Raw genomic sequence first — 21,823 nt, forward strand, 5'->3', positions numbered from 1 at the left:
CGAGCGACCGTCAGCCGGAGAACTTGTTCGTCTTCGGGAAGCCCTTGGGCACCAGACGGCCGGCCTGGGCGCGATCGCCCCGCCATTCGAGGAGTTCGTCCTCGCCCCGCAGGAAGGCCCGCCCCGCGCTGTCGGTCCAGGACAGGCCGCGAGCCATCGCGAAGACCTTCGCGTCGGAGACCCCGCCATCCTTGTAGCGCTGCAGGCGCACGCCCTTGCCGCGAGCCATCTGCGGCACCTGGGAGAGCGGGAAGACGAGGAGCTTCCGGTTCTCGCCGACGATCGCCACCATGTCGCCGTCACCGATCTCGACCGCCAGATGGACGCCGGCCTTGCCGCTGACATTCATCAGCTGCTTGCCCTTGCGCGTTCCGGATATGAGATCGGCCTCCGTCACGACGAAGCCTGACCCTTCGGAGGAGACCATCAGCCGCTTGCGCTCCGGATCGGCCGTGAAGGCGGTGACGATGTCGTCCTTGTCGTCGAAGTCGAAGGCGAGGCGGATGGGATCGCCCTGCCCGCGTCCGCCGGGCAGCTTGTCGGCCTGGAGCGTATAGGCCCGGCCGTGCCGCGACAGGAAGAGGAGCTTGTCCGTCGTCATCGCATGGAAGGCGATGTGCAGGCCGTCGCCCTCGCGGAAGGTGAGATTGCTGAAGTCCGACAGATGCCCCTTCAGCCCGCGCAGGAAGCCCTTGTTCGACAGGACGATTGTCACCGGCTCCTTCTCGATGAAGGCGGTCGTGATATCCTCGATGTCGTGATCGGGCGCATCGGCGAAACGGGTGCGGCGCTTGCCGAGCTTCGTCTTCTTCGAGAAGGTCTCGCGAACCGCCCTCACCTCGTCCGCCACCGCCGACCACTGGCGCTCGATGGACCCGAGGAGCCCCTCTTTCTCCGCCTTCTCCTCGCTCAGCTGGTCGAATTCGCGCCGCAGCTCGAATTCCTCGAGCCGGCGCAGCGACCGCAGGCGCATGTTGAGGACGGCCTCGGCCTGAACATCCGTCAACCCGAAGAAGCGCATCAGTTCCTGCTTGGGCTCGTCCTCCTCGCGGATGATGCGGATGACGTCGTCGATATTGAGGAAGACGATCAGATAGCCCGACAGGATTTCCAGCCGCCGGTCGATCTGGGCGAGCCGGTGGCGCGAACGCCGCTCCAGCACCTCGCGCTGATGGGCGAGCCATTCGGCCAGCACCTCCTTGAGCGACATGACCTTCGGCACCTTGCCGCCGGACAGGACGTTCATGTTGAGCGGAATGCGCGATTCCAGATCGGTGAGCCGGAACAGAGATTCCATCAGGATCGCCGGATCCACGGTCTTGGAGCGCGGTTCGATGACGACCCGAATATCCTCCGCCGATTCGTCGCGGATATCGGCGAGAAGCGGCAGCTTGCGGGCCTGCAGCAGTTCGGCGATCTTCTCGATCAGCCGCGATTTCTGGACCTGGTAGGGGATCTCGGTGACCACGACGACCCAGGTGCCGCGCGTGCCCTCCTCGACCTCCCAGCGGGCCCGCACGCGGAACGATCCGCGGCCGGTCTCATAGGCGTTGCGCATGGTCGCGCGGTTGTCGACGACGACGCCGCCGGTCGGGAAGTCGGGCCCCTCCACGCAGCGCAGGAGCTGATCGACCGTCACCTCGGGATTTTCGATGATCTTCAGGGCCGCGTCGCAGAGTTCTGCGGCGTTGTGAGGAGGAATATTGGTGGCCATGCCGACGGCGATGCCGGACGAGCCGTTGGCGAGAAGGTTCGGGAAGGCGCCCGGCAGGACGACCGGCTCCTCGTCCTCCTCGTTGTAGGTGGGGCAGAAATCCACCGCGTTCTCGTCGATACCGCGCAGGAGCAGCGTCGCGACATCCGTCATCCGCGCTTCGGTATAGCGCATGGCCGCCGCGCTATCGCCGTCGATATTGCCGAAATTGCCTTGACCGTCGACCAGCGGATAGCGGACCGAGAAGTCCTGGGCGAGGCGGACGAGCGCGTCGTAGATCGCCGCGTCGCCATGGGGGTGGAACCGTCCCATCACGTCGCCGACGATGCGGGCGCACTTCTTGTAGGCCTGACCCGGATCGAGCCTCAGAACGCGCATGGCATGGACGATGCGCCGGTGAACGGGCTTCAATCCGTCGCGCACGTCCGGCAATGCGCGGCCCATGATCGTGGACAGCGCATAGGCGAGATAACGCTCCTCGAGCGCTTCACGGAGATCGACCGGCTGGATGTCGCCGCCGTCGGCAGGTGGATCGACTTGCTTTCCCATGGACCCGTTCTGAACGATCATGCGATATGGAACAAGTACGGAACACAGACGATGCGGCGTGAAAGCACAGAATCGTCGGGTTTTTCCGGAACTGTGGCGTGCGATAAGGCTCGTCGGCGCTCTTTCGGATCGTGGCGGGCGCACTACCATTGCAGCGACTATGACCGCCCCCGCGCGAGGGGTGGACGTAAGAAAGGATTTTCATCGATGCGCAGGATCACCGCCGGCCTCTCGGCCGCCGCTTTCGCCACCTTGCTCGGCTCTGGCACGGCTCTCGCCGCTGATGCCGACGCGTTCGCCGAACGGCTGAAGGAGGCGATGGCCTCCCAGGGCGCCCAGATGAGCTATGACGAGGCCGTCAGCGAGAACGATACGGTCATCATTCGCGGCGTCACGCTCGGACAGGGACCGAACAGCGTCGATTTCGGTCAGGTGAACTTCGAGAACGTGGTGGGCGAGCCGACCACGGGCTACGAGGTCGCGCGGGTCGGCTTCGAAGACGTCTCCGGCATCGACAAGGCCGAGGGCGACCGCGACGTCTCCTACGACGTCAGCGGAATGAGCATCGAGAACCTGCTCGTCGCCGGCACCGAGCCTTCGGACAGCCAGCCGGCCCTTCTTCAGGGCACCCCCTTCTTCTTCGAGCGCGGCACGATCGAGGAGATCAAGCTGAGCGAGGAGGGCAAGGATACGTTCACCCTTACCAATCTCGTCGCCAACAGTACGATCGGCGACGACGACAGCTTCGACAGCCGGTTGAGCGTCGGAAACTTCCAGCTGGTGCTTCCCGAGAACACCGAGGAAGACGGCGTCAACTTCGCTCGCGAGATCGGCTACGACACCCTGACCGGCTCTATGAACGCCGACGCAGCCTGGACACCCCAGCAGGGCAAGGTCTCCCTGTCGCCGGTGACCTTCAATATCCAGAACGTCGGCACGCTCCAGACCGATCTGGCGATCGACGGCTACACGCCGCAGGTCATCCAGTCCCTGCAGCAGATCACCGACGAGATGCGCAAGAACCCTGAGGGCCAGCAGAATTCGGGCATGGCGTTCATGGGCATCCTGGCGCAGCTGAGCGTCGCCAACATCTCGGTCGAATTCCAGGACGATTCGCTGACCAAGCGCGTGATCGACTATTACGCAGAGCAGACGAGCCAGACGCCCGAGGCCATCATCGACCTCGCGACCCAGACGGTCGAGGCCAATCTCGGCCAGATCGGCGACGAGGCATTCCGCAATCAGGTGGTCGGGGCGGTCCGCAACTTCCTTGAGACGCCGGAATCGATCCGCGTCGCGACCGAACCGTCCCAGCCGATCCCGTTCATGCAGATCTTCGGGGCGGCCATGGGCGCGCCGCAGACCATTCCGAACGTGCTGCAGCTGACCGTCGAAAGCGATGGCGGTGCGCCGGCATCGACCGCTCCGGCGCCCGGCACGGACGCCTCCGGCACCGCGGGCTCGGGGTCGACCGAGAGCGGCTCGGGCGGAGCAAACAGCGCTCAGTAAAGAACAAAACCCGGCCGGCCCCTTCGAGACGAGGGGCCGGCCGGGTTCAAATCACGCCCTGGCGAAAGGATGACCGATGCCGGATACAACGCCGTTGATCGTCACCCTTCGCTTCGACGACGACGCCTTCGAGCGCTTCCAGACGATGCGCAAGACGCACTTTCCCTCGTCGCGCAACTTCATCCCGGCCCATCTCACGCTCTTCCACCATCTTCCGGGAGACAAGTACGAGACCGTCTGCGACGAGCTGCGCAAGACGGCGGCGGACTGGAGCCCGCTGACATGCAAGGTCTCGGGTGTCCGGTTTCTCGGCAAGGGCGTCGCCTACGATGTCGAGTGCCATCAGGTCGAGCGCCTGCGGGCCGACCTTGCCGGCATCTTCTACGACGACCTGACCGCCCAGGATCGCCAGCGGATGAAGCCGCACATCACGATCCAGAACAAGGTCGACCCGTCGAAGGCCCGCAAGCTGTTCGAGGAACTCGACGACGCGTTCGAGCCCTTCTCGTTCGACGTTCTCGGCCTGATGCTCTGGCACTATCACGGCGGACCGTGGGAGCTTGCGGAGGAATTTCCGTTCAGCCACGCAACGACGTCCGGCGAAGACTGATTGGGATACAGCCTTCGGGTGCCGTTTCGATTTCGACACGGCACCCGAAGGCAGATCAGACTGGAATGCGCCGAACGGGATCGCGCCGGTCGAGACTTGTACCCGACCGGCGTCGAGAGAAGGCTATTCCTTTGCCTTCGGCGCCATGCGCAGGCCGAGTTCGCGAAGCTGGGCCGGCGAGGCTTCGGCCGGTGCACCCATAAGAAGATCGAAGGCCTGCTGGTTCATGGGGAACAGCGCGATCTCGCGCAGGTTCTTCGCCCCGCAGAGCAGCATCACGATGCGATCGATACCCGCCGCCATGCCGCCATGGGGCGGAGCGCCGTACTGGAAGGCGCGGTAGAGACCGCCGAAGCGCTCTTCCACGGTCGCCTGATCATAACCCGCGATCTCGAACGCCTTGACCATGGTCTCGGGCACGGAGTTGCGGATGCCGCCCGAGGCGATCTCGAAGCCGTTGCAGACGACGTCGTACTGGAACGCCTTGATCGACAGCGGCTCCTGGTTCTGAAGCGCGTCCATCCCGCCCTGGGGCATGGAGAACGGGTTGTGGGCGAACTCCACCTTCTTGTTGTCCTCGTCCCATTCGAAGAACGGGAAGTCGACGATCCAGGCGAGTTCGAACCGGTCGCGGTCGACGAGATCGAGATCCTCGCCGATACGGGTGCGCGCTGCGCCCGCGAAAGCGGTGAACTTTTCGGGACGGCCCGCCACGAAGAAGCAGGCATCGCCCGCTTCGAGACCGAGCTCGGTGCGGATCGCCTCGGTGCGCTCGGGGCCGATGTTCTTGGCGAGCGGCCCTGCGCCCGACATCTCGCCGCCTTCCTCGCGCCAGAAGATGTAGCCGAGGCCCGGCTGGCCTTCGCCTTGCGCCCAGGAGTTCATCCGGTCGCAGAAGGCGCGGGAGCCGCCGGTCTTCGCCGGGATCGCCCAGACCTCGACCTTGTCGTCGCTGGCGATCATGTTGGCGAAGACCTTGAAGCCCGATCCCGCGAAATGTTCGGTGACCGCGCTCATTTCGATCGGGTTTCTGAGGTCCGGCTTGTCGGAGCCGTATTTGCGCATGGATTCGGCGTAGGGAATGCGCCGGAAGGTTTCGGAGACCGGCTTGCCGTCGGCGAAGCTCGCGAACACCTCGCGGATCACCGGCTCCATGGTCCGAAAGATGTCTTCCTGTTCGACGAAGCTCATCTCCATGTCGAGCTGGTAGAACTCGCCGTAGAAGCGGTCGGCGCGCGGGTCCTCGTCGCGGAAGCAGGGCGCGATCTGGAAATACCGGTCGAAACCGGAGATCATCAGAAGCTGCTTGTACTGCTGCGGCGCCTGGGGCAGCGCGTAGAACATGCCGTTGTGGAGCCGCGAGGGCACCAGGAAGTCGCGCGCGCCCTCGGGCGAGGAGGCGGTGAGGATCGGCGTCTGGAACTCGGTGAAGGAGGCGTCCTGCATCAGCGAGCGGATCTTCGAGATGACCTTCGTGCGCCGCATGATGTTCTTGTGCAGCGTCTCGCGGCGAAGATCGAGAAAACGGTATTTGAGCCGGATGTCCTCTGGATAGTCGGGCTCGCCGAAGACCGGCAGGGGCAGTTCCTTGGCTGGGGAGAGCACCTCGATCTCGCGGGCGAAGACTTCCACCTCGCCAGTCGGCAGCTTGGCGTTGACGGTCTCGGCGGAGCGCGCCTTCACCTCGCCGTCAATCCGGATCACCCATTCGCCGCGAACCGTCTCGGCCGTCTTGAAGGCGGGAGAATCGGGGTCGACGACGACCTGGGTCAGGCCGTAATGGTCGCGCAGATCGATGAAGAGAAGCCCACCATGGTCACGGATGCGGTGCGCCCAGCCGGAGAGGCGGACGGTCTCGCCGACATGGGTGCTGCGCAGATCTGCGCAGGAGTGGCTGCGATAGCGATGCATGGCGTGCTCTCTAAAGTCCTGTCCGATCCACCCATTTCGCCCCGTTCCCAGCGCCCTGCGGCGCTGCCCGAACCGTGTGGATCATCCCTTCGAAATCGGGCCGGACAAGCGCACTTGTCGGCATGGATGTCAAGTTTTGCGGGACAGGGCCGAGCGAACGCTTTCCCCGCGCTTCACCTCGTTCTAAGACGTGGCTCCATGAACACGATCAAAACGACCGCAGACCTTTCGAGCGCGTGCAAGGCGCTCGCGCGTTCCCCCTTCGTGACCGTGGATACCGAGTTCATCCGCGAGACGACGTTCTGGCCCGAACTCTGCCTCATCCAGATGGCCTCCGACGACACCGAGGTGCTCGTCGATCCGCTGGCCAAGGGCCTGTCGCTGGAGCCGTTCTTCGAGCTGATGGCGGACGAGAGCGTGGTCAAGGTGTTCCATGCCGCACGGCAGGATCTCGAGATCGTCTACAAGCTCGGCAATGTCATCCCCAAGCCGCTCTTCGATACGCAGATCGCGGCGATGGTATGCGGTTTCGGCGAATCGGTCGCTTACGACCAGCTCGTCGCGCGCCTCAGCGACGGTCGGATCGACAAGACCTCGCGCTTCACCGACTGGCGCAGGCGGCCGCTCAGCGACAAGCAGCTCGACTACGCGCTTGCCGACGTCACCTATCTGCGCACCGTCTACAAGAAGCTGAAGGCGCAGCTGGAGGCGAGCGGCCGCCTGTCCTGGCTCGACGAGGAGATGGCCGTTCTCGCCGATCCGGCCACCTACGACATCCATCCGGACGATGCGTGGCGGCGCATGAAGATGCGGGTCCGCAAGCCGATCGAACTGCAGATCCTGAAGGAGGTCTCCGCCTGGCGCGAACGCGAGGCCCGTGCCCAGGACAAACCGCGCGGCCGCATCCTCAAGGACGACGCGATCTACGAGATTGCCCAGCAGCAGCCGGTCGACGAGGAAGAGCTCGGACGGCTCCGCTCGATCTCGAAGGGGTTCGAACGCTCCCAGGCCGGTCGCGGCATCATCGAGGCGGTCAGGAGCGCGAAGGCCCTGCCGAAGGGCGATCTTCCCGCCGTGCCGAAATCGGCACCACTTCCCGAGGGAACGCAGGCCGCCGTGGAATTCCTGCGCGTCCTCCTGAAGATCGTCGTGGAGGAGGAAGGCGTCGCCGCCAAGATGATCGCCAATTCCGAGGACCTCGAAAAGCTCGCCGTCCATGGCGAGCGAGCGGAAATCCCGGCTCTCGCCGGCTGGCGGTCCGAGATCTTCGGACGGCGCGCGCTGAAGCTCCTCGAAGGAGAGAGCGCCCTCGTCTATCGCAACCGGAAGGTCGAGATCGTCAGCCTCTGAGCGGGGACGAGAGGAGGCGCGCCCCGGTCAGCGTGCCTCCATCCTCAGGGTCTGGCCGACGAGCTTCGCGAACTGCTGCAGCCGGCCTTCCGGGCGGCTGCCGATCAGCGATGCGAGATCCTCGGGCAGGACGAGGGTGAAGCCGCCGCGCGGATCCTGCGACCAGCGGAACCGGTCGAGAACGCCGGGCATCGACGCGGTCAGAAGATAGGTCACCCGGAACAGCGAACCGAGAATCTGGGCCCGGGCGAAAAGCCGCTCGTCCACGAGGGTGTCGAGATCGGGCAGTTGGACCTGGTTCATCGTACCTTCGTGGCGGAAGAAGTTCGTCAGCCCGAGATAGGCGCGGCCGCGATGGTCGACGGCTGGAAAGGCCGCGTGGGCGATCGTCGAGAGGGAGATCAGTCCCCGATAATCGGGATGGGCGCGCCAGCCGATATCGGCGAGAAGACAGGCGGTCTCGCGAAGGCGCCGTTCCTCGTCGTCCTCCTCGATGCCGAGGGCCGCAAAGGTCCGCCCGGTCCACGTGACGAGTTCCTCGGCATGGTCGGGCGAGCGCGAGCGCAGAACGGCAAGCTCGCGCGCCGCCTCGATGAGGGGGTCCTTGGCCCGCTCGTCCGCCGGAAGCAGGGAATGGAGATAGCCTTCCCGCACCCCGTAGGCCGAAATCAGGATCTCGGACGGTTTGAGATAGCGGATGATGCTGCGAAGCGTGACGGCACCGTAGGCGAGCAGAGACCGGCGCGATTTCGAGATGACCTCGATCCCCGCGAGCTTCTCCGGGTCGCTCTTGATCACGGTGTCCAGGAACTTGTCGATCTTGGCCGCGCTCATGGAATATCCGTGCATCACATGCAGCGGATACCCGGTCTGTTGCATGTGGAGACGGGCGAGATTGCGCCATGTCCCGCCGACGGCGAAGAAAGGAAGCCCCTCGTTGTCGGTGTTGGCGAAGGCGCAGGCCGAGACGTGTTCGTCGGCGATGGCCTGCGCCTTCTTGATATCGTTCTGGGACAGGTCCTGCAGTCGCAATCCGCCCAGCGGCATGGTCAGCCCGCCCGAGAGCCGGTCGTTTTCGATGCGGACGAGTTCCAGGCTGCCGCCGCCCAGGTCGCCCACGACGCCCTTCGGATTGTTGAAGCCGCTGAGCACGCCTTCCGCAGCGTAGCGAGCCTCGTCGGCGCCGGACAGGATCTCGATCGGTCGCCCGATCGCTTCCTCGGCGGCGGCGAGAAATTCCGGCCCGTTGGCGGCCTCACGGCTCGCTGCTGTGGCGAGCGGATAGAGATCGACCACCCGTGCCTGATCGGCGAGCTTCCGGAATCGTCGCAGGGCCGACAGCGCGCTGTCGACCGCTGCCTGATCCAGGCGGTTGGACTGGGCGAGCCCGCGTCCGAGACCGCTCAGATTCTTTTCGTTGAACAACACGGTCGGGGAGCGCGAATGGCCCTCGTAGATGACGAGACGAACGGAGTTCGACCCGATATCGACGACGCCGACGGGACGACGGCCGATGATGCGTCCCTGACCGAGCGGTTCACTCATCGCCGGCATGCTCGGCGCGTTGGCGGGCGATCAGGCGGGGAGCGTCGGTCTTCAGCGCCTTGCCGCGTCCCGAGAGCGATGGATTGGTCATGAAATACCGCTGTGCGTTGAAGGGCTGTTCACCGTCGCTCGGGCGGATGTGCCGGGAGGTCCCGTCCGCTGCGACCGACCAGCTCTGCTGGTTGTCGAGGATGTTGCCGAGCATGATCTGCGAGAGAACCTGGCTGTGAACCGTGGGGGTCGCGATCGGCACGAGCGTCTCGACGCGCCGGTCGAGATTGCGAGGCATGAGGTCGGCCGACCCCATCAGGACGGTGGCTTCTTCCGATGGCAGGCCGAAGCCGTTGCCGAAGCAGAAGATTCGGCTGTGCTCGAGGAAGCGTCCGACGATGGATTTGACGCGGATGTTATCGGACAGGCCCGGCACGCGCGGACGCAGGCAGCAGATGCCGCGCACGATGAGATCGATCTCCACCCCTGCCCGGCTCGCCCGGTAGAGCGCATCGATGATACGGCCGTCGACGAGGGAGTTCATCTTCATCCAGATCTGCGCCGGGCGCCCGGCCCTCGCATGTTCGGCCTCCGCCTCGATATGGGCGAGGATCTTGTCGCGCATCGTCAGGGGAGAGACCGCGAGCTTCTTCAGATCCGTCGGTTCGGCATAGCCGGTGATGTAGTTGAACACCAGCTGGACGTCGTGGGCGATCTGGGGATCGGCGGTGAAGTAGGACAGGTCCGTGTAGATCTTCGCGGTGATCGGATGATAGTTGCCGGTTCCGATATGGCAGAAGTTGACGAGCTTGCCCTCCTCGCGCCGCACGACCATCGCGAGCTTGGCGTGGGTCTTCTTCTCGATGAAGCCGAACACCACCTGTACGCCGGCGCGCTCCAGGTCGCGCGCCCAGCGGATATTGGCCTCCTCGTCGAAGCGGGCCTTCAGTTCCACGAGGGCCGTCACGGACTTACCCGCCTCGGCGGCCTCGATGAGCGCACGTACGATCGGAGAATCGTTCGAGGTTCGGTAGAGCGTCTGCTTGATCGCGACGACGTTCGGATCGGAGGCGGCCTGGCGGACGAACTGCACGACGACGTCGAAGGATTCGTAGGGGTGATGGACGATGATGTCCTTCTCCCGGATGGCCGCGAAGCAGTCGCCGTTATGCTCGCGGATGCGCTCGGGGAAGCGCGGGATATAGGGCGGGAACTTCAGGTCCTCGCGGTCGATCTTGCAGATCTGCGAGAGGGCGTCGAGCGCCAGCATCCCTTCCATCACCGAGACGCGGGTCTCCGGCGTGCCGATCTCGGCGGCGACGAAGTTGCGCAGGCTTTCGGGCATGGACGAATCGAATTCCGTTCGAATGACCGAGCCCCTGCGGCGGCGCTTCAACGCGCTCTCGAAGAAGCGCACGAGATCCTCGGCCTCTTCCTGAACCTCGATATCGGAGTCGCGGATCACGCGGAAGGTGCCGCTGCCTTCCACCGTATATCCGGGAAAGAGGCGGCCGATGAAGGTCTCGACGACGCTTTCGAGCGGCACGAAGCGATAGGCGCCGTCCTCGCCGCGTGGCGTCTGCACGAACCGGTCGAGGGCGACCGGAAGGCGGATCAGTGCGTTCATGCGCTCCGAATCGCGCATGCGCTTGAGGCGCAGGCCGATGGAGAAGCCGAGATTGGGGATGAACGGAAACGGATGCGCCGGGTCGATCGACAGGGGGGTCAGCGCCGGGAAGATCGTCTCGTCGAATTCACGCGACAGCCACTCGAACTCGGCTTCCGAAAGCTGGTCGGCGAGGACGATATGGACGTTCTCGTCGGCGAGATAGCCGATCAGTTCGGCGAGCGACGCCTGCTGCTCGGACTGGAGGATCTCCACCTCGGCGAGCACCTTGTCGAGCTGCTCCTGAGCGGTCATCCCGTCGAGGGAGCGCACGGTGACCTTCTCGCGCACCTGCCCTTCGAGACCGGCGACGCGCACCATGAAGAACTCGTCGAGATTGTCGGCCGAGATCGAAAGGAAGCGCAGCCGCTCGATGAGCGGGTGATTGATGTTCTGGGACTCCTCGAGGACACGCCGGTTGAACTGCAGCCAGGACAATTCGCGGTTCATGAACCGGTCCTGCGGCAGTTCGGAGCGCGAGGCGTCCTCGCGCTCGGCCTCCTGGCGGGCGATCTGCTCCGGCTTCTCCGCCAGAATCGTCTCGACCTCGCTCGCAACCGCCTCGTCCGTCAGAACCGTGGCCGCATCGTCTCTTAGCTGTGCCATGTGGTCATCCTTCGTCACGACGGGCGAGGCATCGGCGGCGACGGCGGCCTTGCGGCGACGGGCTGGGGCCCGGCGCGTTCGCGTCTGCGGCGCTGCGGTGGTCGTGTCTTTCGTCATCCTCGGTCCGTCCGATCAATCCAGTGTAGGTGCGGCAGCTCTTCTAGACAGCTTCGATGGAGGTTTTACGTCGCCTCTCGACTGAGGGTTCAGACATCGAACGCATCGCTCTCCTCTCCGAGGACCCGGCGAACGAAGGGCTTGGTGATCCGGCTCTTTTCCGCCAGCGCACGGCGATTGAGAAGGGTGACGGCGTGGCGTGCGGACGAGCCGCTCCGCTCGATCCGTTCGGCGAGATAGGTCAGCACGCCGGGGTCGACCAAGAGCTGGTGATCGGAGAAATGCTTGGCGAGGATCGCCTCGAATAACCGGTCGTCGGGCGCCTGGAGATCGGCGCGCGCCGCCGCCTTCAGGCGGGAAACGAGATCGGGCAGACGACCCGCGAGAGCCTGGGGCGCAAGCCGCGAAGTGGCGAGAACCCAGCCCTGACCGAGCCTTGCCGCGTTGATCGGCGCGAAGAGCTCGGCATCGGCGATGTCGGTCCGGTCGATGTCGTCGATGACGATCCGGAAGTTTCCACCCGGCGGAACGCCCGTGCCGGCCTCGAAGTGGACGGCATCGGCGATCTGCGCCCAGGCCCGCGACAGATGCGTCTTGCCCGATCCTTCGGGCCCGACCACCAGAAGCACGTTGTGCCGCCAGTGCGGCCAGGCGTCGATCGCTTCCGTCGCAACCCTGTTCGATGCCGAGACGACGAGATCGTCGCGGTCCGACTGCTCGATGGCCGGAAGATCGAGGGGAATCTGTGCCGGCATCAGGAGGGCCGCCGTTCGGCCGGAGGCTGCGTCGCCGGTGCTCCGCCGCCGGTGCGATCGGAAGGCTCTGCATCGATCGCCGGGGTCGCATAATGGTCGAGTGCCGGACCGTGATAGAGCTCGCTGTCGAGATATTTCGTCAGGGCGAAGCGCGCGAGAACGCCCACCGCCGCGGCCGCCGGCACGGCGATGAGCAGGCCGACGAAGCCGAAAAGCGTGCCGAAGGCGAACAGCGCGAACATCAGCCAGACCGGGTGCAGGCCGACCGACGCGCCGACGAGCTTTGGTTGGAGAATATTGCCCTCGAAGAACTGGCCGATGAAGAAGACGGCGGCGACCGCGACGACCCAGGGCCAGTCCGGCCAGAACTGGACGAGCGCGACACCGATGGAGATCACAAGACCGAGCAGCGAGCCGATATAAGGAATGAAGGAGATGAGGCCTGCGAAGAAGCCGATCAGCAGGCCGAAATTGAGGCCGACAAGGGTGAGCCCCACGGCGTAGAACGTGCCGAGGATCAGGCAGACGCTGCCCTGCCCCCGCACGAAGCCCGCGACGGACAGATCGATGTCGCGCGCGATGCGGCGGACCGTCGTCTGGTGCTGGCGCGGCAGCCAGTCGTCGACGCGCCGAACCATCCGGTCCCAGTCGAGGAGCATGTAGAAAGCGACCACGGGCGTCACCACGAACAAAGAGACGAAATTGACGAAGGCGAGCGAGGACGACCAGACCTGGGAGACGAGCGAGGTGACGAAGCTGGTCGAATCGGAAATCAGCTGGGCGAAATCCTGTTCGAGCGTCGATTCCTCGGAGCTGAAGAGAAAGGCGAGCGGGCCCGAACGGGCGGCGATCGCCAGATCCTGAAGCCGGTCGAGATATTCCGGCATCCGCTCGGTGAGGCGGACCACCTGGGACGAGATGACCGGCGCGATGATGAGGATCAATGCGACGAAGACGACGACGAAGATGACGAGGATCAGCGTCGTCGCCATCAGCCGCGACAGGCCGCGCCGTTCGAACCAGTCCGCCACCGGATCGAGAAGATAGGCGAGGACCATACCGAGGACGAAGGGCAGGAGGATCGAGGAGAACAACCAGACGAAGGCGATGGTCGCGATCGCCGCCGCAACCCAGAAATAGACCTGTCGCCAGAAAACGGCTTTCCTGTCGGTCATGTCGCTCTCGTCTCCGTTGTCCGGTCGCGGTTCTCAGCCGGAAGGCCTGTCGCGAGGGCGCGGCCGTACTTGATCCTTCTAGAGCATCGGACCGAAAAGTGGACCCGGTTTTGCGATCATCCGATATGCCGGCAGGAAATCGAGGTCCCGGACCCGCTTCTTCAACCCACTCCAAGGCTCCGGTGCAGGCTCCATCGAGCGTCCTTCACCGCCCTCCCAATTGGCCCGCTCTCACGGATCGGCCGGACGGACGGCTTTGAGAGCCTTCAAACGACTTGCCCATTTCGTCCGATCCGTGGCACTCACGGCGCAAACGAGGAAGACGACGATGGCCGACCAGACACCCCTCACCTATCGCGATGCAGGCGTCGACATCGACGCCGGAAACGAACTCGTGGAGCGGATCAAGCCCCATGTCCGCTCGACCCGTCGCCCGGGTGCGGATGGAGAGATCGGCGGCTTCGGCGGCCTGTTCGACCTGAAGGCCCTGGGCATGACGGACCCGCTGCTGGTCGCGGCCAATGACGGTGTCGGCACCAAACTCCGCGTCGCGATCGATGCCGGACGCCACGACACCATCGGCATCGATCTCGTGGCCATGTGCGTCAACGATCTCGTGGTGCAAGGGGCCGAACCCCTCTTCTTCCTCGATTATTTCGCGACAGGAAAGCTCGATCCCGCCCATGGCGAGGCCATCGTCAAGGGAATAGCCGAGGGCTGCAGGCAGGCCGGATGCGCGCTGATCGGCGGAGAAACTGCGGAAATGCCGGGCCTCTATGCGGGCGACGACTACGATCTCGCCGGCTTCTGCGTCGGCGCGGTGGAACGCGACCGGCTGCTTCCGGCAAAGGATATCGCGACAGGCGACGTCATCCTCGGGCTGAAATCGTCCGGCGTCCACTCCAACGGCTATTCGCTGGTTCGCCGGATCGTGGAGCGCTCGGGAGCAGGCTATGGCGACAAGGCGCCCTTCGACGAGACGACGACGCTGGGCGAGGCGCTTCTCGAGCCGACGCGCATCTATGTGAAACAGCTGCTCGACGTCTTTTCGAAGACGCACGCCATCAAGGCCATGGCGCATATCACCGGCGGCGGCTTCGTCGAGAACATTCCCCGCGCCCTGCCGGACCAGCTTCGCGCCGATATCGATCTTCAGTCGGTTCCGGTGCCTGCGGTCTTCGGTTGGCTCGCCCGCGAAGGCAGGCTAGAGGCGGCGGAAATGCTGCGCACCTTCAATTGCGGCATCGGCATGGCTCTCGTCGTCGCCGAGGACGAGGCCGCTTCGGTCGGTGCGATTCTCCAGTCGGCCGGCGAGGAGGTGGTTCTCCTAGGGCGCGTCCTTCAGAACAAGGGCGAGCGCGTCACCTTCAACGGCGAACTCTCTCTATGAGCAGTGCGGAGACGAGACGCCGGGTCGCGATCCTGATTTCGGGCCGCGGCTCGAACATGAGCGCCCTCGTCGCAGCCTGCATGAATCCGAGCTTCCCCGGGCGGATCGTCGGCGTCATCTCGAACCGGCCCGACGCGAAGGGGATCGAGACCGCCGCGCGCTACGACATCCCGACCCGGATCGTCGACCACCGCGACTTCGCCAGCCGCGAGGAGCATGACGAAGCGGTCAAGGCCGAGCTCGAAGGGCTCGGCGCGGAGATCGTCTGCCTCGCCGGCTATATGCGCCTTCTCACCCCGGATTTCGTGCGGCACTTCTCGGGCCGGATGATCAACATCCATCCCTCGCTCCTGCCGCTGTTTCCGGGCCTCGACACCCATAAGCGCGCCCTCAATGCGGGCATGCGCGTGCATGGCTGCACGGTGCATTTCGTGACCGAAGGGATGGACGAAGGCCCGATCATCGCCCAGGCGGCGATCGGCGTTCAGCCGGATGACACAGCCGAGACACTCGCCGAGCGCCTGCTGCGGGCCGAACACCGCCTCTATCCGCATGCGTTGGAAATGCTCCTGCGCGGACGCGCTCGGCTGACGAACGGTCGCGTCGCGATCTCGATGCCGGCTGCGACGCCGGACGACGATCCAACCCGGCTTTCGGACGGACCGGCGATCCTTGTTTCTCCGGAAGCACGGCGCGCATGACGGGCGATCCGGATCCTATCCGGCGCGGCCATGGAGCGATCGTCTCCCGCGTCCCGAACAGGGTGATCGTCAAAGCCGACACCCCTTGACCGCCTTTGCCTATCTCGGCGCGGCCATCGCCGAAATCGCCGGCTGCTTCGGCTTCTGGGCCTGGCTGCGGCTCGGCAAATCGGTGTTCTGGCTCGTTCCGTCGATCGCCTCGCTCTGCCTCTTCGCCGTGCTCCTCACCTATGTGGAGGCAGAGCGTGCCGGCCGTGTCTATGCGGCCTATGGGGGCGTCTACATCCTTGCTTCGATCGGCTGGCTCTGGCTTGTCGAAGGCACGCGGCCGGATCGCTGGGACCTTGCGGGAACCGCGATCTGCCTCACGGGGGCCGCCGTCATTCTCTTCGCGCCGCGAACCGGCTGAGCGCAAGGGCCGGTGCCGTCAACTCCGCAGCCAGACCGCCGTGTCGTGAAACGCTGCGCCGCCATAGGGCGCGACCGCATCGGCCCCGGTCAGGACGTTGATGCCCTCCCCGTCGAGGAAGTCGGAATTGGCCCAGAGCCCCTCATGGACGAGGACGCCGGGCTTGACCTTGTCCGTCACCGTCACGGGCAGGCGCACCTCTCCGCGCCCGTTGCCAATCCGCACGATCGCGCCCTCCGACAGACCCTCGCGGGCGGCATCTTCCGGATGAAGCATCAACACCGGCGCGCCCTCGCGCGAGCGTGAGCCCTTCGTCTCGGCGAAGGAGGAATTGAGGAACTGCCGGGCAGGCGATGTGGCGAGCTTGTAGGGATGGGCCGCGTCCACAGGCTCGGTCAGTTCCACATGGTCCGGGAAGGCCGGCAACGCTTCGTGACGGCCGAGAGCGCCGATGCTCTCGGGCGGCCGGTTCGGCGCCGGCGTCCCCGTCCAGTCGGGCCGGAAGCGGAACTTTCCGTCGGCAAAGCCGAAACCGTTGAGGAAGTGCGCGTCCTTAAAGGCGACCGCCTTGTCGATCCAGCGCTCGGCCTCGAGATCCGCCGTGTCCCGCTCGAGCCCCGAGCGGGCAAGGAGATCGTCGATCAGATCCCGCTCCCTGCGTCCGAAGCCCGGCCGGTTCGCGACGCCGAGGCGCTTCGCCAGTTCCTCCACCACGAAGTGGTTCGTGCGAACCGTCAGGGGCGGCTCCACCAGCTTCGGCCCGAGGAGGATGTGGCTCTGGCCGCCGCCGCGATAGATATCGTCATGCTCGACGAACATCGTCGCCGGCAGAACGATATCGGCGAGCGCGGCGGTATCGGTCATGAACTGCTCGTGCACCGCGACGAAGAGATCCTCGCGCTTGAGGCCCCGCACGACGCGTCTCTGGTCGGGGCAGACATTGGCGGGATTGGTATTCTGGACGAGCATCGCCGTGACCGGGGGGCCACCCGCGAGCGCGTTCCGATCGCCTTCCAGGATCGCACCGAGCCGGCTCTGGTCGAGATGGCGCACGGAAGGGTCGCGCAGCGCCTCGCCGGTGGAGGTGCTGGCATCGATCCCGAAGATGCCGCTATTTGAATGGAAGGCGCCGCCGCCCTCGTATTGCCAGTGGCCGTAGACCGCCGGAACGCTGAGGGCCGCATGCATCGCGGCCGTGCCGTTACGCTGGCGGGTGAAGCCGTAGCCGAGCCGGAAGAAAGTCTTCTTCGTTCGCCCGATGAGCGCGGCGAAGGCCTCGATCTCCTCGGCGGCAAGCCCGGTGATGCCGGCCGCCCATTCGGGGCCACGGGTCGCCAGATGGGCCTCGAGACCGGCCGGGTCGTCGGTGAAGCGCTCCAGATAGGCGCGGTCCGCCGTCCCGTCCCTGAAGGCAATATGCATCAGCGCGCAGGCGAGCGCCGCATCGGTTCCCGGCCGCAACTTCAGCGCAAGGTCGGCCTGAGCCATCGTGGCGTTGTCGTAGATGTCGACGACCACGATCTTCGCCCCGCGCGTCTTCCGCGCCTTGGCCGCATGGGTCATGACGTTGACCTGCGTCGCGACCGCATTGGTGCCCCAGAGGACGACGCAGTCCGATACCGAGATCTCGCGCGGATCGGCGCCGCGCAGGGCTCCCGCCCCCATCATCCAGCCGGTCCAGGCCATATTGGTGCAGATCGTGGAGAACTGGTTGGAATAGCGCTTGGCATGGGTCAGCCGCTTGATGCCGTCGCGCTGGATGAGCCCCATCGTGCCGGCATAGAAATAGGGCCAGACCGTTTCGGACCCATAGCGCTGTTCGGCGGCTAGAAACCGCTCGGCGACGACATCGAGGGCGTCGGTCCAGTCGATCTCGCGCCACTCGCCCGCCCCCTTTTCCCCGATGCGCTGGAGCGGCCTCGTCAGGCGATCGGGATGGTAGAGCCGCTCGGCATAACGCGCGACCTTCGCGCAGATGACGCCGGCGGTGTAATCATTGTCCGCAGCACCGCGCACGCGGCCGATCCGGCCATCGGCGCCGATCTCGACATCGAGGGCGCAGGTCGAGGGACAATCGTGCGGGCAGGCGGAATGCCCGATGGCGGAGGCGAGCGGCTTGTTCATGGCGCCGAGTCTACGCCTGGAGGACGCATATTCCCATACGCATTCGTCCGCTCGCTTACGTCCGCGACGGGTTATGGTCAGAAGATGCCGAGAGAGCCGTCGCCGCCACCGCCGCCGAGGATGATCGCGGCGGCATCGAAGCCGCCTGCGCCACCGCCGTTCTGGGAATCCCACAGGGCGACGAACCGGTTGATGAACCGCGACAAGGCCTCGGGATCCTTGAAGCTCTCGAAATCGACCCGCTTCTCGATCATCCGCGCCTGGGCCTCGAGATCGGCCTGCCCGGATTCGGCAGGCAGACCCACCGCCGTCTGGATCACCTTCAGGAGCGCGGGCTCGGCGAGCACGTCGAAGGCGGTCTTGATGTTTTCGGCGCTGCGCTTGAAGTAGAGGGCGAGACGCGCGCCCTCGCTTTCGGCTCCCGCCTGCTCCTCGTATTTCTGGCGCAGGAAGAAGTCCTCCACCATGATGCGATCCGCCTTCGACTGCACGCCGCCGTCGGCCCGGTCGATCCCGCCGAAGCTGTTGAACTGGAAGGCGTTGCGCAACTCGCGCAGACGCTTGTCGTCCATCCGGTTGATCAGGCTGTTCGGATCGTCCAGATCGCTGGTCAGCACTTCGGAGAGCTTGCTCGGCGTGAGTTTCAGGTCCTTCAGGTCGAAGGCGGCCGTCACGTAGTCGACGATGACCTTGCTCGAGACGAAGTCCTTGACCGAGATCACGTCGGCGATTGCTTCGCGATAAGCATTGGTCGTCTTCTCGATGACCTGCTTCTGCAGCGCGCTCGGCTCCTCGGCGACACTCTTGGCATATCGATCGATCGTATCGCTGAACGCCTTGTCGTTCTGCGCGGTCCGCTTGTCCGCGATCTTCCCGCTTTCGTCGAAGTTGAAGGCGGCGGCAAGGGCGACGAAGCGCGGATCTCCGCTCTTGACCGCGTAGGATTTCGGATCGCCCGGATCGCTGCGCAGGACGTTCATGATCTCGGTTCTGGACGCCGTCGCGGGATCGATCCCGTAGGCCTTCAGCGCGTAATCGTAGACGTTCTTGTTGCGCATGAACTGCGAGACCGTCTCGATGTTCACGACGCCGATCTTGTAGAGCGAGGTCGCCACGCGGTCGGAGGAGGCGGACCGGCTGGCATTGAGCTTCAGATACTCGTCGAACATCGACGTCTCGTTCGCCGGATCGATCGCGCTCGCCATCCCGGCGGCGAGAGAGCCGTCGGACCGGAAGTCGAAGAGCGCGCGCAATTCCCTGTACTGGCTCTTGATCAGGCGATCGGTTTCGGTCGTGTCCGCCATCTGGTTCAGGGCACTGTCCGGATCGTCCGGATCGCTTCGCAGGATATTGCCGACGAACTCGGAAGACTGGATTCCGGCGTCGAGGCCCACCGATCTCAGCGCGACATCGAGAAGGCGGGGGTCCTGGACGAACTGGTCCACCGAACGCACGGAAGGCATCTTCATCCGCCAGTATTCGATATCGTTCATGGCCGAGGCGGGGCTCGAGAGAAGGTTCTTCTCGTCGTAATAGCGCCGCATCGTCTCGTTCATCTCGAGCTTCGACTGCACGCCGCCGGGCGCAGCGGTCCCGTCCGGCTGGAAGTTGAACATCGCCTTCAGTTCGACGAACCGGTTGTCGCCCCTGGCGGCGGCCTCGTCGGCCACGTTCGAGGTGAAGACGTCCCGGATGAAGGATTTCGACGCATAGGCTGGGTCGATGCCAACGGCTGCCATCGCCACGTCGAAGACGGCGCTCGACTGGAGGAACTCGTCGACCGACTTCACGCTGGCGATGCCGGTGGCATAGGCGTCGAGCTTCTGCCGGGCGCTGTTGGAGGCGACCACGCGATATTCGGAATAGGCCTCGGTGATCCGATCGATCTGGGAGGCCGACTGGGCGGCGGGCTCGGTGGTCTTTCCGGTGAAGTTGAAGGCCTTGTAAAGCTCGCGGTAGCGATCGTCGCCGATCTTGTTCACGAGGCTCAAGGGCTGATCGATGTCGCTTTCGAGCACCTTTCGGATGAGCCCGCGCGACTCGACCTGTTCCGCCAGACCGAAGGCCGTCATGGCGTAGGAATAGAGCCGATAGTCCGACATGAACTCGTCGACGGACTTCACCTTCGAGATGTTCTCTCGATAGTATTCCATGTCCCGCTTGTTCATCGGATCGGACTTGATCTGGTCCATGATCCGGCTGGTGTCGCGGGTATAGAACTGGAACGTCTGAAGGGTCGACAGCATGGCTTCGTTCCGAACGGCTCTTTCCGGACCGAAGGCGGCCGGACTCCCGAACACCTTAGACTGGAAATCCGAACCCAACCTTGACGCGCCGCGCAAAAAGCAAGGAATCGAAAAGGGCACGCCGAAGATATCCGGCATGCCCTTTCTCTGAAGGTTCAAGGCAGGACTGTCGCGCCCCACCCGACCTTACGGAACGAAGGATCGGATCAGGCCGCCTTCGCCTTGGCGCGCTCGTCTTCCGAAAGGAACGGGTAATCTGTATAACCCTCCTTGCCGCCGCCGTAGAACGTGTCCTTGTCCGGCTCGTTGAGCGGCGCATCGATCTTCAGGCGTTCGACGAGATCGGGATTGGCGATGAAGGGCCGGCCGAAGCAGACGAGATCCACCTTGCCGCTCGCCACGCGCTCGATCGCCGCCTCTCGGTCGTATTCGTTATTGCCCATGAACACGCCGCCGAAGGCTTCCTTCAGGTCCGCACTCGTCACCGTCTGATCGTCGCGATCGCTCCAGATCTTGCCTTCGACCACGTGGAGATAAGCGAGCTTGCGCTTGCCGAGCTCGCGGGCATAGGCGAGGAAGAGCTCCTTCGGATTGCTTTCGGAAATGTCGTTCGCGCCGCTCTCCGGCGAGATGCGGACGCCGACGCGGTCCGCGCCCCAGACCTTAACCACCGCATCGATCACCTGAAGCGGGAAGCGCATGCGGTTTTCGATCGAGCCGCCGAACTCGTCCTCGCGCTTGTTGGTGCCGTCCTGCAGGAACTGGTCGAGCAGATAGCCATTCGCCGAGTGGACTTCCACGCCATCGAAGCCCGCCTTCTTGGCGTTCTCGGCAGCCTTTACATAGTCCTCGACCACGCGAGGCAATTCGTCCGTCTCAAGGGCGCGCGGCGTCGGGATGTCCTTGAACCCGTCTTCGGTGAAGGCCTGCTGGTCGGGCTTGACCGCCGAGGCGGAGACGGGAAGCCGGCCGCCGTCCTGAAGGTCGGGATGCGAGATGCGTCCGACATGCCAGAGCTGCATGGTAATCTTGCCGCCCTCGGCATGGACGGCGTCCGTCACCTTCTCCCAGGCCGCGACCTGCTCGTCCGAATAGATGCCGGGCGTCCAGGCATAGCCCTTGCCCTCGTTCGAGATCTGCGTCGCCTCGGAGATGATCAGCCCGGCGCTGGCGCGCTGGCGGTAATATTCGACATGCATGTCCTTCGGGGTGTCGCTGTCATCGGCGCGCGAGCGCGTGAGCGGCGCCATGATCACCCGATTGGCCAGCTTGACCGGCCCGAGATCGAATGCTTCGAAGAGCTTTTCGTCAGCCATAATGAACCTTCATTGCCATGTGTTGTGCAGTGCAAACACCGCTTTCCGCCATGATGTGGGATGAAAGCGCCGAAGGAGTAGTGGCCTGAACGATCCGTTGCCGTTACGCCGACAAGGGAACAAAAGGCGCGAACGGTCA

15 protein-coding genes are annotated in these 21,823 nt (G+C 64.7%); 6 read left to right on the top strand and 9 right to left on the bottom strand.

Translation table 11 applies throughout. From position 1 onward, the window contains the following. Window positions 1-10: 10 nt before the first annotated feature. Window positions 11-2,263 carry a DNA topoisomerase IV subunit A gene (parC, locus tag DYI37_RS16335; protein WP_116684420.1) on the bottom strand — a complete coding sequence of 751 codons (2,253 nt, stop codon included), beginning with the start codon at window positions 2,261-2,263 and terminating at the stop codon, window positions 11-13. A 207-nt stretch (window positions 2,264-2,470) separates the two neighbouring features. On the opposite strand from parC, the gene DYI37_RS16340 reads away from it, so the two are divergent. Continuing rightward, complete coding sequence (locus tag DYI37_RS16340) at window positions 2,471-3,772, top strand: hypothetical protein (RefSeq protein ID WP_116684335.1); 1,302 nt, start codon at window positions 2,471-2,473, stop codon at window positions 3,770-3,772. 76 nt (window positions 3,773-3,848) lie between these two features. Beyond that, window positions 3,849-4,382, top strand: a complete 534-nt coding sequence (locus DYI37_RS16345; RefSeq protein WP_116684336.1) for a 2'-5' RNA ligase family protein — start codon at window positions 3,849-3,851, stop codon at window positions 4,380-4,382. A 123-nt stretch (window positions 4,383-4,505) separates the two neighbouring features. Here DYI37_RS16345 and aspS read toward each other — a convergent pair whose 3' ends face one another. Then, a complete protein-coding gene (gene aspS, locus DYI37_RS16350; RefSeq protein ID WP_116684337.1) occupies window positions 4,506-6,293 on the bottom strand; it encodes an aspartate--tRNA ligase in 1,788 nt (595 codons plus the stop codon). A 198-nt stretch (window positions 6,294-6,491) separates the two neighbouring features. Here aspS and rnd point away from each other — a divergent pair, with 198 nt between their 5' ends. Beyond that, a complete protein-coding gene (rnd, locus tag DYI37_RS16355; protein ID WP_116684338.1) occupies window positions 6,492-7,643 on the top strand; it encodes a ribonuclease D in 1,152 nt (383 codons plus the stop codon). A 27-nt stretch (window positions 7,644-7,670) separates the two neighbouring features. Here the strand turns inward: rnd and ppx are convergent, their stop codons facing one another. The 4 genes from ppx to DYI37_RS16375 all read right to left on the bottom strand — a co-directional run bounded on the left by ppx (window position 7,671) and on the right by DYI37_RS16375 (window position 13,498). Further along, window positions 7,671-9,188 carry an exopolyphosphatase gene (gene ppx / locus DYI37_RS16360; protein ID WP_199520183.1) on the bottom strand — a complete coding sequence of 506 codons (1,518 nt, stop codon included), beginning with the start codon at window positions 9,186-9,188 and terminating at the stop codon, window positions 7,671-7,673. Continuing rightward, the gene (locus DYI37_RS16365) at window positions 9,181-11,568 is read right to left on the bottom strand and encodes an RNA degradosome polyphosphate kinase (RefSeq protein WP_245413970.1); all 2,388 of its coding nucleotides are present in this window, start codon (window positions 11,566-11,568) and stop codon (window positions 9,181-9,183) included. Before DYI37_RS16365 ends, ppx begins: the two co-directional genes overlap by 8 nt. A gap of 89 nt (window positions 11,569-11,657) precedes the next feature. Beyond that, window positions 11,658-12,323 carry a P-loop NTPase family protein gene (locus DYI37_RS16370; protein WP_116684340.1) on the bottom strand — a complete coding sequence of 222 codons (666 nt, stop codon included), beginning with the start codon at window positions 12,321-12,323 and terminating at the stop codon, window positions 11,658-11,660. Further along, entirely contained in the window at window positions 12,323-13,498 is a 1,176-nt protein-coding gene (locus DYI37_RS16375; RefSeq protein ID WP_116684341.1) for an AI-2E family transporter, read from the bottom strand. Before DYI37_RS16375 ends, DYI37_RS16370 begins: the two co-directional genes overlap by 1 nt. A gap of 328 nt (window positions 13,499-13,826) precedes the next feature. Between DYI37_RS16375 and purM the strand changes: the two genes are divergently transcribed. The 3 genes from purM to DYI37_RS16390 all read left to right on the top strand — a co-directional run bounded on the left by purM (window position 13,827) and on the right by DYI37_RS16390 (window position 15,998). Further along, window positions 13,827-14,888, top strand: a complete 1,062-nt coding sequence (gene purM / locus DYI37_RS16380) for a phosphoribosylformylglycinamidine cyclo-ligase (protein ID WP_116684342.1) — start codon at window positions 13,827-13,829, stop codon at window positions 14,886-14,888. Then, a complete protein-coding gene (purN, locus tag DYI37_RS16385; RefSeq protein WP_116684343.1) occupies window positions 14,885-15,589 on the top strand; it encodes a phosphoribosylglycinamide formyltransferase in 705 nt (234 codons plus the stop codon). The genes purM and purN overlap by 4 nt, the downstream gene beginning before the upstream one ends. An 85-nt stretch (window positions 15,590-15,674) precedes the next feature. After that, a complete protein-coding gene (locus DYI37_RS16390; RefSeq protein WP_116684344.1) occupies window positions 15,675-15,998 on the top strand; it encodes a YnfA family protein in 324 nt (107 codons plus the stop codon). A gap of 18 nt (window positions 15,999-16,016) precedes the next feature. On the opposite strand, the gene DYI37_RS16395 is transcribed toward DYI37_RS16390, so the two are convergent. The 3 genes from DYI37_RS16395 to DYI37_RS16405 form a co-directional block, all read right to left on the bottom strand. Next, complete coding sequence (locus tag DYI37_RS16395; protein WP_116684345.1) at window positions 16,017-18,122, bottom strand: molybdopterin oxidoreductase family protein; 2,106 nt, start codon at window positions 18,120-18,122, stop codon at window positions 16,017-16,019. A 77-nt stretch (window positions 18,123-18,199) separates the two neighbouring features. Then, entirely contained in the window at window positions 18,200-20,368 is a 2,169-nt protein-coding gene (locus DYI37_RS16400) for a DUF1217 domain-containing protein (protein WP_158555194.1), read from the bottom strand. Window positions 20,369-20,574: 206 nt separating this feature from the next. Beyond that, window positions 20,575-21,684 (bottom strand): alkene reductase, encoded by a 1,110-nt coding sequence (locus DYI37_RS16405; RefSeq protein WP_116684347.1) that lies wholly within the window; start codon window positions 21,682-21,684, stop codon window positions 20,575-20,577. Window positions 21,685-21,823: the final 139 nt, after the last annotated feature.

Source organism: Fulvimarina endophytica (assembly GCF_003403015.1).
In the GTDB taxonomy this organism is placed as follows: Bacteria; Pseudomonadota; Alphaproteobacteria; order Rhizobiales; family Rhizobiaceae; genus Fulvimarina; species Fulvimarina endophytica.